Source organism: Roseateles chitinivorans (assembly GCF_050632235.1).
Classification (GTDB): Bacteria; Pseudomonadota; Gammaproteobacteria; order Burkholderiales; family Burkholderiaceae_C; genus Roseateles; species Roseateles chitinivorans_A.
Window position 1 is genome coordinate 651,735 of record NZ_CP192584.1, and the last position, 13,669, is coordinate 665,403.

A 13,669-nucleotide genomic window follows, 5' to 3' on the forward strand; every position below is an offset into this window, starting at 1 on the left:
CTCGGCAGTCAACGGGTGGTTTTCCCGATCAGCGCTTGCCCTTGGCCCGGAAGAGCTCCGCGATGGAGACTTCGCGCGGGCCGGGGCGCACGGTGAAGGACTGACCCGCCGTGATCGTGCCGGGCTGCCGCACCGCCAGGTAGAAGCCGCACCAGCCGCTCTGCGTCATCATCTTCGCGGCCTTGTTGAAGCCCATCACCGCGTTGAACTTGAAGCACGGGTAGCGCGGCTCGCTGACGGCGAGCTCGCAGTCCGGGAAGACCAGCACGTCGCCGATCCAGGCGTCGCCTTCCGCGAGGCCGGTGATCGTCAGGTTCTCGCCCATCGCACCCCAGGGCAGCGTGTCGTCCCAGCCGGCGGCCTGCGCCTGCGCCCGCACGGTGCGCCAGAAGGCGTAATGCTCCGACGGGTAGGCGTAGACCGCCTTGGACAGGCCGCCGTGGACGCTGGGATCGGCCTGCTCGTCGCCGTCCAGGCCGAGCGGCCGGACCTCGAGCGCACCGTCCACCGGCTGCTTGCGGATGCCCGTCATGACCGGGCGCCCGTCGATGAGCAGCGGTTCAGCGCGGGCCGTGTTCAGACTGATCAGTTGCATCCGGCGATTCTGCCGCAGGCGTCGGGGGCACCGAGGGCCGGAACGCCGCCGGCGTGGTCTCGACGAGCCCCGACTCATGGCGGCGCAGCGCCTCGCGCAGGCCCTCGAGTTCACGGGCCTGGTCGCGCTCCCGCCGCACGTGATCGAGCGCGAAGGACAGGTCACCGGCCATCTCGTCCATCAGGCCGAGCACCTGGGGATCGAAGTAGCCACGCTCGCCGGCGAGCAGAGTGATCGCGCCCACGACCTCGCCGCCGCGGCGCAGCGGGAAGGCCGCCATCGACTCGACCCCGGGCGGGATCAGCGGCGCGCCGGACGTGGCGAGGGTGGGATCCTCGAGCGCGTGGTTGCTGACCTGGTGACGGCCTTCGAGGATGGCGCGCGTCGCCATCGAACTGCGTGCGAAGGGCGCGTCGCGGGACCACTGCTTCGGCGCGCCGGGCATGAGGCGATCGGCCGGACCGTGCTCGGCCACGCGCTCGAAGTGGTCGCCGTCGACCAGCACCACCGCGGCGAAGCGGGCATGGCCGGTCTCGACGCAGATGCGGCACAGGCCTTCGAACAGCCGCTGCTCGGCTCGCGGATCGTCGAAGGCTTCGGCCTCGCGGCGCACGATCAGCTGGTTGGTCTGCGACAGCGCGACATAGAGCCGCTGCAGCCGCTCGCGCGAGTCCTGGCTGAGGCGGCGTTCGTCGTCGTAGCGGGTCCAGACGGTGCAGACGACGACACTGCACAGCCCGCCCGTCAACAGCACCAGCAGCAGGCCGAGGTGCGCGGCCTCGGTGGCGGCCTGTTGCGCGCGCTCGGTATCGACGCGGGCCTGGCTGAGCTGGAACGCGATCAGCTCGTCGAGCATCCGCATCGCCGCGAGGCGTCGCTGGTTGAGCTCGCGCAAGGTGTCGGGCGTGGACGGCGGGTTCGTGGCGAGCGTGGCCCAGAGCTGGTCGAGCAGCGGCTGGGTGCGGACGATCAGGGTCCGCTCCGCCGGCGCCATGCGCGTCGCGAGGTAGCGGGTCCAGAGCTGGCGGGTCGCGTCGACGAGGCGGCGGCCGGCGCTGTCCAGCTTGGCCGCGTCGGGCTGCTGCGCCTGCGTGATCAGCAGCGCGCCCAACTGGTGCGGACCGAGCGTGTGTTCGAGCTCGCGCAGCAGGTCGACGGGGACCAGGCGGTCCTCATAAAGGGACTTCGCGATGCCGGCCAGCCGCTGCGACTGCCACCAGCCGAGCAGCGCGGACGACGCGACCAACGCGAGCGCCAGGCCCAGGACCAGGTAGAGGCGGGCGCGGAGCGACAGGCCGGTGGGGGCGGACATGGACGTCGGGGACCTCGACGGGGAGGCGCCGAGCATAGGATGTTTCGGCAGGCGAGCCGATCCCCGAAACATTGGGGAGAGCCCGAGGCGCGGGCGGGGCTCGGACCCCGGAAGCGGCGACGCCGCGGCGTTTGAGGCACCGCGGCGTCGAATGGCATCCCCTCGCGGGGACGGGTCGGATTAGCGGATCAACTGCCGCGACGCAGCATCACGGCCCGCACGCTGGTGGGCGCGATGCCGGTCTGCTGTTTCAGCGCGCTGAGCGCCAGCGTGGTGACGAGGTCGTCGTCGAGTTCGGCGGCCGTGGCGGGCGCCTGCACCCGCAGCGTGCCGTCGGCCATCAGGACGACGTCCAGCGTCGCCGAGCGCTCGTCCCCGAGCGCCACGACCGCCTTCACCTGACGGGTCACGCCGCCGGACGCCGCGCTGGCCGCCGGGACCGGCTGCTGCACCGGCTTCAGCGCCAGGCTGTCGCCGAGGTCGTCGACACGGAACATGCCCAGCGGCGTCGGCGCCGAGCTGCCCTGGTCGGCGTAGACCGGCAGCTGGCTCTGACGCGGCTGCTCGTAGGCAGGCGCCTCCACTGCCAGGCTGATCTGGCCGCTGTCGCGCAGCATCTGCTCCAGACCGACCGTGGCGACGGCGGCGCTGTTGCCGGCGCCGTTCGCGTTCTGGCCCGAGCCGGTGCCGTCGCCGGAAGCGGCGCCGCCGTTGCCGTTGCCGAGACCGTTGCCCGAGCCGCCAGCGTTGCCGCCGTTCGAGCCGGAACCGCTCGCGCTGCCATCCGTGCCGGCTTGGCCATTGCCGCCTGCGCCATTGCCCGTGCCATTGCCCGCACCGTTGCCCGCACCGTTGCCCGCACCGTTGCCGCTGCTGGAGCCGCTACCGGAAGCAGCGCCGTTGCCGGAGCCGTTTCCCGCGCCGTTGCCGTTGCCGTTGCCGTTCCCGCCACCGTTGCCGAGCTCGATCGAGCCCGCCGCATTGCCCGACGGACCTGCCGCGACCGCAGCGACGCTGCTGCCCAGACCGCCGCCGTTGCCCCCGTTGCCGGTCGGCACATTCGAGGTCTTGCTGCCGCCGCCCTCTTGCGTGCCGTTGCCGCCGACCGGCTGGACCACCAGCGCGCCGATCGCCGGCGGCACGGTTTGCGGATTGACCGCGCCGGTCACCGTCAGCGACGCGGGCTCGAGGCGATAGTTCGCCGCGTCCGCGCCGTTCAGCGTCAGCTGCACGTTCACCGGCTTGTCGGTGCCGACGAAGGGCGTATCGAAACGGCCGGTGCCGCCGACGCTCACCTGGTCGCCCGCGACGATGCCTTGCGGCGCGCCGATGACCAGCGTGGCCGTGGTGTCGCTGTTGAACACCCCGCCGACGACGGCGACGGACGGCGCCTGGATCGTGCGGGCAGTGATGTCGGCGCGCGCCTGTGCCGAGCCCGAGCTCAGCACGTAGTTGCCCGCGTCCGCGCCGGTCAGCGCGAGCTGCACGTCCACGGCCTTGCCGGTGCCGGCGTTCTTGTTGTCGAACTGGCCGCTCGCCACGACGCCGAGGCCGTCGCCCGCGACGACGCCGATGGCGCCACCGGTCGTGACCTGCGCGGTGCGCGTGCCGTCGTAGACCTTGTTGCCGACCTGGATCGCGCCGACGTCCACGGTGCGCGCCGTGATCGAGGCCGTGCCTTGTGCCGAGCCCGCGCTCAGCACGTAGTTGCCCGCGTCCGCACCGGTCAGCCCGAGCTGCACGTCGACGGCCTTGCCGGCACCGGCGTTCTTGTTGTCGAACTGGCCGCTCGCCGTGACACCGAGTTCGTCACCCGAGATGACGCCGACGGCGCCGCCCGTCGTGACCTGCGCGGTGCGCGTGCCGTCGTAGACCTTGTCGCCGACCTGGATCGCGCCGACGTTCACCGCCTTCGGCGTGATCGCGGCCGTCGCGCCGGCGCTGGTGTCCAGCAGGTAGTTGCCGGCATCGTTGCCTGTCAAGACCAGGCCGGACAGGTTGACCGCCTTGGCGCTGCCCGCGTTCTTGTCCAGGAAGTTGACCGTGCCGTTCAGCGAGGCGTCGTCGCCCGACACGAGGCCCGCGATGCCGTTGGCGGAGAGCTGCGCCGTCGTGTTGCCGTCGTAGACCTTGTCCTGCACCGCGCCGTTGGCGACGGTGATCGTCTTCGGCGTGACCTGACCGATCGCGGCGCTGGCGCTGTCCGAGGTCAGCCGGTAGCCGTAGACCGCGGTGCCGCCGTTCAGGCTGCCGTCGATGACGACGCCGCCGACGGTGACCGTCTTGCCGTTGCCGACGTTCTTCGTGTCGTAGTGGGCCGAGCCGTTCGAGCCGATGGCCAGGGTCACGGCGTCGCCGTCGATCGCGCCGGTCGCGCCCAGCTGAAGACCACCGGTCGCCGCGAGGTCGTTGCCGTCGTAGACCTTGGACGCGCTGCCCGACAGGCCGGCCGTCAGCGTCGGCGCCACCGTGTACAGGAAGCCGTTGCCGCTGCCCAGGACCGTGTCGCCATAGCTGGCGTCGTACTGCTTGAAGGCCGCGACCAGTCCGCCGCGCGTGTCGTTCAGCGGCGAGGTCGAGTAGACCTGCCACGCTCCCCCGTTGCCGGCCTGCAGCGCATTCGCACCTGCCTGGTTGATGAAGTTGCGACCCGCGCGCAGGACGACCGGCGTCGCCGCGCTGCCGTCGTTGCCCGCGACGATCTGCTGCTGCAGCGTCAGGTCCGCGGTGGCGCCTTGCGCGCGCAGCGCGACGGTGCCGTCGGCCTGGATGCCTTGCAGGCCGTCGGCGGTGCCGACGGTCAGCGAGCCGGTGTTGGTCAGCGACAGCGAATGGACGTCCGCCGCGATCGTGCCGACCTGCTGCGCGCTGCCGAAGCTGGCGTCGCCGCCGCTGCGAAGCGCCAGCTTGCCGGCGGTGATGACGACGCCCGCCTGGTTGCCGATGCCGACCGTGCTGCGATCGTCCAGCGAGACGGTGCCGCTCGAGCTGATGTTGTTGGCGACGTTGATGCCGCCGGCCTCGGCGCGAACGAGCACGCCGCCGTTGGTCATCGTGATCGCGCCGGCCTGGGCGAAGGTGTCGCCCAGCAGCTCCAGGCGGTTGCCCAGGGACAACTGGACCGGACCGACGACGCTCAGGTCGAGGTCGGACGCGTCCACGCGCAGCGTGTTCACGCCGTTGAAGCGCGCCAGCATCGTGTTGGTCAGGTCCGCCGTGGTCGTGCCGCCGACGGTGATGCCGGTGGCCGGGCCGGTGCGGTCGAAGACCACCGTGGCGAGCGCGCCGTTGCTCGTCACCTGGTTGGCCGTGCTGCTCCAGCTCGGGGCCTGCAGCGTGAGCTGCGCCGCGCCGCCGGTGAAGTTGATCGGCGCGTCGAGCGCCAGCGTGCCGGCGCCGCTGTTGAGCGTCACGATGGCGGCGCCGCGCGTGGTCAGGCCGGCCACGCCGTCGACGGTACCCAGCGTGAAGCCGTTGGCGCTGGCCGGATTCACGACGGTCGTGCCGCCGACGTCCAGGGCCAGCTTCGTGAAGCTGAAGGTGTCGTCGGTCAGCGTCGCGCCCTGGCCCGCGGTCACGGCCACGTTGGCCGCGGCCACGCCGCCGTTCACGCCGATCACCTGGCCGCCGCTCTTCAGGCTGACCGTGGTGGCGTTGGTGGTGATGTCGTTGTCGAAGACCAGGTTGCCGCCGTCGCTGCGGCCGACCTCCAGCGTCGCCGCGTTGACCTGGCCGATGGACGCGTTGCTCAGTCCGCCGCCCAGGTGCAGCTCGTTGGCGGCTGTCATCTGGCGGATCGTGACCTTGCCCGTGCCACCGTAGGCGGTGATGGTCTGCGACAGGTTGACGTTGTCGCCGGTCAGGATGATGTTGCCTGTCGTGTTGTTCAGCGTGCCGGCAGTGACGTCGATGGTGCGGTCGAGCATCTCGAAGCTGCCTGCGGCGTTGAAGCTGAAGTTGCCCGGCACGCTGATCGTGCCGGTGCCGTCGGCGCGTCCGATCGTCAGGTTCTTGATGCCGGGCAGCTTGGCCAGCGTCGTCGCCGAAGCGAAGCCGTTCGCGTCGCCCAGCACCATGTTGGTCGCCGGGTCGTAGGGCTCCAGTCGCATGGACGCGGTGCTCAGGTTCTGCAGCGTCGCGGTGCCCCAGTCGATGCGGTTGGCGCGCAGCGTCAGGACGCCGTCGCCGGTGTTCAGGTTGACGTTGACGTTGCCGAAGTTGATCGCGCTGTCGGTGTAGATGCTGGCGCCGCCCTTGAAGACGAAGGGCGTGTCGATGTTGACGTCGCCGCTGACGCTCAGCAGGCCGGCCAGGATCTTGTTGCCTTCGGTGTGGGTGCCGTCGGCGCGGAAGAAGATCCGGCCGTTGCCCAGCACCATGTTGGAGTTCAGCGTCACGTCGCCGCTGCCGGTCGACACGTACAGGTTGCCGCCGTTGGTGGCGACCGGCGCGGACAAGGTGAAGAAGCCAGCGCCGCCGTTGTCGGAGTCGGCCCAGATGCGGACGTAACCGCCGTTGGTGGTCAGCGAGCCGCCCACCGTGGCGCCGTCGGCGCCGTAGATGGTGATCGAGCCCGCGCCCGGCGTGCCGCTCCCGGGAGTGGAGACATTGTGGGCCGGCAGTGCGCCGGACGGATTGGTGCCGGTGCCGTGCGCGATCAGCGTCGGCACGTTGAGCACGCGGCCCGAGCCGGTGGCGCCGGCCACCAGCATGAGGCTGCCGGAGCCGGAGACCTCCATCACGTTGCTCGCGTTGGCGAACATCAGGTCGAAGTTGCTCGTGAACGCGCCGTCGGTCAGGTTGGCCGGCGGCGTGAGGTGCGTGCCGTTGGCGGTGCCGGCCTCGATGCGCAGGCTGACGTTCGGCTGCATCGTGATCCTGCCGTCACCGCCGTTGAGGTTCAGGTCGTTGACCAGGATGTCGCCGGTGGCCTGCAGCAGCACGTTGGCCTGCTGTGCCTCGATGTCCTTTTCATAGACGATCGAGCCGGTCAGCGTGCCGCTGCCACTGCCGCCGCCGCTGATCTCGAGCGAACTCGGATCGAGCAGCAGATCGCCGGTCGCGCCCTTCGCGGCACGCGCGTCGGCGCGGCCGCTGTACGCCAGTTCCTGCTTGCCGGACACCTCGATCCGGCCGCCGTTGCCGCCTTGATCGCCGCCGCGCGATTCCACGCGTCCGGCGAATTCGGTGCGGCCGTCCGACCAGGTCACGACCTCGCCGCCGTCGCCGTTCACCGTCGCGTTGGCGCGCAGCGTGGTGCCCGCGTCGACGCTCACGTTCTTCGCGTTGGTCAGGCTGGCGTCCTTGCCTTGCCAGCCGCCGCCGACGTGGATGTCGCCGCCGCCGGTGGCGCCGCTGGCATCCAGCGTCGCGCCGCGCAGCGCGATCGTGCCGCCGGTGACGCGCACGTCGCCGCCCAGGCCTTGGGCCGAACTGGCGTCGAGGCGGCCGGTGATGTTCACCTGGCCGCTGTCGCCGCCGTCGAGGATGATGCGGCCGCCCTGTTCGGACAGGCCCTTGGCCTCGACCACGCCGTCCATGTTGATGACGCTGGCGCGCAGCGCGCTGGCGCTCGGGGCGCTCAGCACGACCTGGCGGCCCTGCACGAGGCCTTCCTGCGACAGCTCGGCGTCGAGCGCCGCCTGGTCGACGCGGACCTGCAGCAGGCCATCGCCGTTGAAGTCGAGCGCGACCTGCTGGCCGGCGGCCATCGCGACCTGGCCGGCGCTGATCGTGCCGGTGTTGACCACCGAGGCGCCCAGCAGCGCGACCACGCCGTCGGCGCGGATCGTGCCGTCGTTGCGGACCTGCGCCGTGCTGGTGCCGGAGAAGCGCGCGCGGCCGCCGAGGAAGTCGGCGTCGCTGACGTTCAACGTGCTGGCGACCAGGCCGCCGACGTTGACCGTCGCGCCCTTGCCGAAGACCACGCCGCTGTTGTTGACCAGCCAGACCTGACCGTTGGCGGAGAGGTCGCCGAAGATCTGGCTCGGCGCGCCGCCGGTGACGCGGTTCAGCGCCACGGCATCGGCGCCGGTCTGGTTGAAGCGGACCGAGGCGCCGCTGCCGATGTCGAAGCTGTTCCAGTTGAGGATCAGCTTGCTGGAGCTCTGGTCGATGCGCAGTTGCGAGCCCTGCTGCGTCAGCGCGGCGTTGCCGGCGGTGATCTGGCCGCCGGTGGGCAGCGCGCCCGCATCGAGCGCGGCGGCCGGTCCCGCGAAGGTGCCGGCGGCGGCGGCGGCGATGGCGGCGGCGATGGCGCGGCGGACGGTGCCGCCGGTGCGCTTGCCGCGACCGCGGGCGAATTCAGGCACGGCGACGAAGGCGCCGCAAAGCTCGTTCCAGACGAGCCGGTAGCTGTGGTTCAACGATCCCATGGTGTTTCTCTTCGATCTGTTCGGTCTGTGCGATGGAGGCAGCCGGATCAGCGGGCGGGGAGTCGGGGTGGTCGCGGACTCGGACGCGGGCTGGAGGTCGGCTGCGGCGTCGATCAATAGTGGAAGGAGGCCTGCAGCCAGAGGCGTTGGCGGTCGTCGCGACCGTCGGCATCACGGCCGGCGGCGGTGCGTCCGGCGTTGTGGCCGACCGCGTGCGCCCAGCTGGCGCGCAGCGTCCAGCGCTCGCCGGCGAGGTTGGCGCCCAGGCCCGCGCCGCCCAGTCCGTAGGAGTTCGGCTGCCCGGCCAGCGCGCCGGTCCAGGGGCGCTCATGCTGTTCGACGCGGCCGTAGTCCGCGAAGGCGATCAGCTGTGCGGCCAGGCCGTTGCCGAAGCGGAGTTCGCGGCGCAGCTCGGCGGTGCCGACCCAGCCGTTGTCGCCGCTGGCCTCGCCGACCGGATAGGCACGCACGCCTGACGGTCCGCCCAGCAGGAACTTCTCCGACGAGTCCAGGTTGCGCGCGCTCATCTGGCCGTAGCCGCCGACGAACAGGCCCCAGCCCGGCAGCGCCTGCGCGGTCTGCAGGCGCGAGACGCGCCAGGTCAGCTTGTCGTAGCTGCCCGAGGTGCGCGCGGTCATCGCGTCGGCGACCTGGTCGCCGGCCTCGCGCAGCGCCACGGTGCCGTTGGTGACGCCCAGTCCGAAGTCGTTCTGCGCGCCGCCCAGCACGTTGTCCCAGGCGTTGCCGTAGACGTTGACCGTCAGGCGGTTGAGGCGGCGGTCGCGCAGCGTCTGGCCGAGCGCGTCGTCGACCAGCGTGCGCTGTTCGCCTTCGGCGGAGACCCACAGGTTGCGCTCGCGGCCGCGCAGGACCGGATAGCTCAGGCCGGCCGAGACGGTGCGCGCGGTGCCGCGCAGATCCAGCGGCTTGAGCTCCTCGCCGACGTGATAGTCCAGCCAGGTCGTCGCCAGCTGGGCGCGCAGGCCCGAGGCGCCGACGGCGAAGCCGTAGGCGAGGGCGGCCTGGCGGCTGCCGTCGGTGCGCGACACGCTGGCCTGCAGCAGGTCTTCGCGGTTGAGCGGACGGATCAGCGAGGCCGCGGCGCCGACGCGCCACTGGCCGGTGTAGCGGTTGTTGTAGTCGTCGACGGAGGCGTCCAGCGCCCAGGCGCGGCCGGTCTCGGCGCGGACGTCGAGGCGGCTGGTGCCGGGCTCGTCGCCGCGTTCCAGCGTCGCGCGGGCCTGCACGCCGGGGACGTCGTTGATCAGCAGCAGCGCGCGTTCGAGCTGCTCGTAGCGGACCGGGCCGGAGGCCAGCGCGGCATCGGCGATCGCGCCCAGGCGCGGCGCGAGCGTCTCGTCGGCGCCGGTCACCCGCACGCGGTTGGCGCCGGACTGCAGCCGGCCGGACAGGACGGCGATCTCGAGTTCACCCTGGGTCAGGTCCTGCCGCGGCAGGTAGGCGCGGGCGAGCACGAAACCGCGCTTCTGCAGCGCCGCGGTGACGCGGGCGGCCAGCGATTGCAGCTGACTGTGCGACAGCTGGCGGCCCTTGGCGTCGGCGACCAGCGCCTGCAGCTCGGGCTCGGGGATCAGGCCGTCGGCCCCGGTGAAGCGGATGCGATCGATGCGCGCGCGCAGGCCCGCCTGCTGGTCGTCGCCCAGGGGGCGTTGACGGCGGGGGCCCTGTCGAGGTCGCCACGCTGGGCGGGCGGGGTCAGGCGGCGCTGCTCGTTGAGCAGCTGGCCGGCGTCCGGTGTCGCCGCCCAGGCCAGGCTGACGGACAGGCTCATCAGACTCAGCCCCAGGCCGGCAGCGCCTCGGCGCGTGCTGTACTTCATTCCCAATCTCCGGTTGTGTTTGGCAAGGGCGCGGTTATCCCGTGCGGAGACGGTCCGGAGTTCTGTCAAATCGCCGCGCATGTTTGGCGATTGGTTGACGGGCGGCGGCGGGGGTCAGGCCGTGCCCGATTCCGGTAGTTTTTCCTCCTCGCGCCGTCCCCCCCAGATGGGCGTTTGGAACGCTGCGCGCCCACCGGATCCGACCCTGCGGGCGCATTCCGGCGAGGCTCCCCGGACAATCCGCGCATGTCCCGTGCCGCGCCTGCTTCCGCGATCCATCGCCCGTTGCTGCTGCTGGTGGACGACCAGCCCGAGGACCTGCGCTGGTTGACCGCGCTGCTGCATCCGCTCTACCGGCTGGCCTTTGCCGAGAGCGGCCGCGCCGCGTTGCAGAAGGCGCAAGGCCTGGCACCGGACCTGGCGCTGCTGGACGTCGGGCTGCCCGACATGGACGGCTTCGCGCTGTGCCGGCTGCTCAAGTCCGACCCCGCGACGCGCGACGTGCCGCTGCTGTTCCTGAGCGCCCACAACGACGTCGACAGCCGGATCGAGGGCCTGTCGCAGGGCGCGGTGGACTTCATCAGCAAGCCCTTCCATCCGCAGGAGGTGCTGGCGCGGGTGCGGGTGCATCTGCATCTGGCCGCGTCGCGCCGGCCGCCGACGTCGGACGATGTCGAGCCGGCGCCGCCCGCGGAGGCGGGCACGCCCGACCAGCGCCTGCTGGCCGCGGCGCGGCAGTACATCGGCGAGCATCTGGCGGAGCCGTTGACGGTGAACCAGATCGGCCGTCAGGTCGGGCTGACCGGACGGCGTCTGCTGGCGCTGTTCCGCGAGGAACTGGGGCAGACGGTGTCCGGCTACATCAGCGACGAGCGCGTGCGTACCGGACAGCGTCTGCTGGCCGACACCGATATGAGCATCGCGGACGTCGCGTTCCACGTGGGGTATGCGAACGCCGGCAACTTCGCGACCGCGTTCCGCGAGCGCAACGGCCTCAGCCCGCAGGCCTACCGGACGGCATTGCGGGCGCGGGACCGCGATGGCGACGGCGCGACCGACCTCGCCCCGTCCGAAGGGCTGGACCCCTGATGGCGCGGTGGCGTCGCTGGGCGGCCGCGCTGGCGGTGGTGATCGCTGGTGCCGCGTTGCCCGCAGGGGCAGTACCGACTCAGCCGATGGCCCTGCCCGACGCGCCGATCGAAGTCCTGGCTGATGCGCATCCGCAGCCCGTGATCCCGCTGCACGGCACGTCACCGGAGCGCCTGGCGCTGGTCGACCGGGGGCAGTTCTGGATCGAGCGCGCGACGCCGTCGTCCGGTGAGGGCGCGCCGCGCTGGCGTGCCGCCGAGCGGGCGGCGCTGTCGCCGGGCTACACGCGGGACACCTATTGGCTGCGTTGGACGCTGCGCCAGGAGGGCGCGGAGTCGGCGCGATACGTCCTGATGGTGGACCCGGCACGGATCGAGTCGGTGGCGCTCTATCGCCGGCGGCTGCTGCCGGATGGTGGGGCGACGCCATGGATGCGGGAACGCGCCGGTACCGACGTGGCCTTCGGCCAGCGCCCGCTGGCGCTGCGCGAAAGCGCCTTCCCGATGCGCATCGAGCCGGGCGAAGTCTGGGAGCTGCAGCTGCGCGCCGCGAGCCGCGGCGCGCTCTCGATCGAACCGACGCTCTGGGTGGCGGAAACGCTCGTCGAGGAGCAGCAGTGGCGGGTCTGGCGCGACGGCATGCTGTCCGCGGTGGGGTTGACGCTCGCGGCGCTGGCGGCGGGTCTGGCGGTGTCCTTGCGCGATCGCGGCTATGCGTGGATCGCGGCCTTCCTGTCCAGCGCGATGGTCTACGAGATGGCGATGCGAGGCACCGCCTTCCAGCGCTTCTGGCCCGATGCGACCGACTGGGCGCAACGCGCGCTGGGCACCACGGGGGCGCTGACGACGGTCTTCCAACTGATGGCGCTGGCGACGGTGCTGCGGCTGCGCGCCACGCAACCGGCGGTGCATCGCGCCCTGGTCGCGGTGGTGGGGCTGAGCCTGGTCGCGGTGGCCGCCTGCATCGTCGCGGATTACCAGACCGGCACGCGCATGGCGGCGCCGACCAACCTGTTGCTGACGGCGATCGGACTGATCGCGAGCTTCCGTGCGATGCGGCGCGGCGATCCGGTCGGCGGCGTGTGGCTGTGCGCGATCGGTGGCGTCGTGCTGGGCATCGCGCCGCGGTATTTCAGCCTGCTCGGCTACCTGCCGTATGCCGACTGGATCGAGCTGGCGCCTTCGATGGTGGGCACTGCGGGCGCCGCGGCGGTGTTGGTGACGATGCTGCGGCTGTTGCAGCGGGAGCGTCTCCGGCATGCGCAGGCGCTGGAGGCGGCGGTGCTGGAGCGCACCGCCGAGCTGGCCCGCGCCAGCGCGCACGCGCAGGCGAGCGATGCGGCGAAGGGCCGCCTGCTGGGCCACATCGGCCACGACCTGCGGGCGCCGCTGGCGTCGATGGTGCAGCTGACGCGCCGGCTGACGCCGGGAACCGACTTCGAGTCGACCCGCCAGGCGCTGGAACACGGCGGGGTGATGCTGCTCGACACGATCGACGAATTGCAGCGCTTCGCGCGGCAGCCGACGGCGGAGGCTGACCTCGAGGTGCTGAACGCGCCGGTCTACCTGCATGGGCTGCTGCACGAGCTGGCGCTGCAATCGCAGGCGCTGATGCTGGCGGGCAAGACCCGGCTCTCGCTGGTCATGGACGAATCGCTGCCGGCGGTCGTGGCGCTGGATGCACGGCGGCTGCGGCAGGTGTTGCTCAACCTGCTGTCGAACGCGGCGAAGTACGCGCAGGCGGGCGAGGTCGAGCTGAAGGCCCGCGCCGAGGACGGACAGTTGCTGCTGACCGTGTCCGACGAAGGTCCTGGCCTGGCGCCGGAAGACCTGGAGCGGATCTTCGATCCGTTCACGCGGGGTCGGCGCCTGGGCGACGTGCCCGGCCTTGGACTCGGCCTGGCGATCGCGCGTCAGACCGTACGCGCGATGGGCGGGGAACTGAGCGCGCGCAGTTCGGCGGGACGGGGAGCTCCTTCATCACGGAACTGCCGCTGATCGAGGCGACCGAGGCTGACGTTCAATGGCCAGCCCTGCAGACGCAGGCCGGCATGGAGTACATCGGCGACGGCTGGGTGGCGGTCGTGTGGGACCGCTGCGCGGTGGTGCGTGAGGTGATGCTGGAGCGGCTGCTGCAGTGCGGCTTCGACGCGCGAGAGGTCGAGCGGGCGGAGGATCTGCCAGAGGCGCTCCAGGACGCGGCGGCGACGGGGCAGGGCCTGCTGCTGGCCTCGTCGCCGGAGTCGCTGCCGTCGGTCGAGACCTGGCACGACTGGCGCGCCCGCTGGCCGGCGATGAAGACGCTGCTGTGCGCAGCGTCGCCACGGCGGGATTGGCCGGGGAGGCCGGACTCGTCAAGCTGCCGAAGCCGGCGCCGCAGACGCTGTGGGTGCCCGCCTTGCGGGCGCTGTGCCAGGCGGCGGACCTCCCCTCCTGAACGACGGGTCTGAAACGACAAAG

At 71.8% G+C, this 13,669-nt stretch carries 8 protein-coding genes; 3 read left to right on the forward strand and 5 right to left on the reverse strand.

Annotated elements, in window-relative coordinates; all coding sequences use genetic code 11:
- Positions 1 to 28: 28 nt before the first annotated feature.
- The 5 genes from ACQ859_RS02865 to ACQ859_RS02885 all read right to left on the reverse strand — a co-directional run bounded on the left by ACQ859_RS02865 (position 29) and on the right by ACQ859_RS02885 (position 10,121).
- Positions 29 to 595 (reverse strand): MOSC domain-containing protein, encoded by a 567-nt coding sequence (locus ACQ859_RS02865; protein WP_431264530.1) that lies wholly within the window; start codon positions 593 to 595, stop codon positions 29 to 31.
- Complete coding sequence (locus ACQ859_RS02870; RefSeq protein WP_431264531.1) at positions 561 to 1,907, reverse strand: GAF domain-containing protein; 1,347 nt, start codon at positions 1,905 to 1,907, stop codon at positions 561 to 563. The genes ACQ859_RS02865 and ACQ859_RS02870 overlap by 35 nt, the downstream gene beginning before the upstream one ends.
- A gap of 188 nt (positions 1,908 to 2,095) precedes the next feature.
- Entirely contained in the window at positions 2,096 to 8,281 is a 6,186-nt protein-coding gene (locus ACQ859_RS02875) for a YDG domain-containing protein (RefSeq protein WP_431264532.1), read from the reverse strand.
- A gap of 113 nt (positions 8,282 to 8,394) precedes the next feature.
- Positions 8,395 to 9,945, reverse strand: coding sequence for a ShlB/FhaC/HecB family hemolysin secretion/activation protein (locus ACQ859_RS02880; protein ID WP_431266448.1), 1,551 nt, complete (start codon positions 9,943 to 9,945; stop codon positions 8,395 to 8,397).
- Complete coding sequence (locus ACQ859_RS02885) at positions 9,873 to 10,121, reverse strand: hypothetical protein (protein ID WP_431264533.1); 249 nt, start codon at positions 10,119 to 10,121, stop codon at positions 9,873 to 9,875. Before ACQ859_RS02885 ends, ACQ859_RS02880 begins: the two co-directional genes overlap by 73 nt.
- 246 nt (positions 10,122 to 10,367) lie before the next feature.
- Here ACQ859_RS02885 and ACQ859_RS02890 point away from each other — a divergent pair, with 246 nt between their 5' ends.
- From ACQ859_RS02890 to ACQ859_RS02900, 3 genes are read left to right on the forward strand one after another with little or no spacing between them, the layout of a single operon-like run.
- Positions 10,368 to 11,210: a response regulator gene (locus ACQ859_RS02890; protein WP_431264534.1), complete on the forward strand. Its 843-nt coding sequence runs from the start codon at positions 10,368 to 10,370 to the stop codon at positions 11,208 to 11,210.
- The gene (locus tag ACQ859_RS02895; protein ID WP_431264535.1) at positions 11,210 to 13,207 is read left to right on the forward strand and encodes a sensor histidine kinase; all 1,998 of its coding nucleotides are present in this window, start codon (positions 11,210 to 11,212) and stop codon (positions 13,205 to 13,207) included. The genes ACQ859_RS02890 and ACQ859_RS02895 overlap by 1 nt, the downstream gene beginning before the upstream one ends.
- 53 nt (positions 13,208 to 13,260) lie before the next feature.
- Entirely contained in the window at positions 13,261 to 13,659 is a 399-nt protein-coding gene (locus ACQ859_RS02900; RefSeq protein ID WP_431264536.1) for a hypothetical protein, read from the forward strand.
- The last annotated feature ends 10 nt before the right edge of the window (positions 13,660 to 13,669 follow it).